We start from the raw sequence: 352 nt of genomic DNA on the forward strand, positions 1-352 counted from the left end.
ATGGTGCCGATGAGAGGACTCGAACCTCCACGGTTTCCCTCACGATTTTGAGTCGCGCGCGTCTGCCATTCCGCCACATCGGCAATTCAGTAAAGATGGCGTGCCCTAAGAGATTCGAACTCCTGGCCTTTTGATTCGTAGTCAAACGCTCTATCCAGCTGAGCTAAGGGCACATAAAAAATTTCAAAAAAAATGTGGAGGCGCCACCCAGACTCGAACTGGGGGTAGAGCTTTTGCAGAGCTCTGCCTTACCACTTGGCTATGGCGCCAAAAAAATGGAGCGGAAGACGGGAATCGAACCCGCGACCCTCGCCTTGGCAAGGCGATGCTCTACCGCTGAGCCACTTCCGCA

At 53.7% G+C, this 352-nt stretch carries 4 tRNA genes; all 4 read right to left on the reverse strand.

What is annotated here, in order from left to right:
* Position 1: 1 nt before the first annotated feature.
* Positions 2-83: transfer RNA gene (locus FGT79_RS30695), tRNA-Leu, on the reverse strand.
* A gap of 13 nt (positions 84-96) precedes the next feature.
* Positions 97-173: transfer RNA gene (locus FGT79_RS30700), tRNA-Arg, on the reverse strand.
* Positions 174-195: 22 nt separating this feature from the next.
* Positions 196-269: transfer RNA gene (locus FGT79_RS30705), tRNA-Cys, on the reverse strand.
* Between the two features lie 7 nt (positions 270-276).
* Positions 277-351 (reverse strand) — tRNA-Gly (locus FGT79_RS30710).
* Position 352: the final 1 nt, after the last annotated feature.

Origin of the sequence: Paenibacillus sinopodophylli, from assembly GCF_005930355.1 — a bacterium.
In the GTDB taxonomy this organism is placed as follows: Bacteria; Bacillota; Bacilli; order Paenibacillales; family Paenibacillaceae; genus Pristimantibacillus; species Pristimantibacillus sinopodophylli.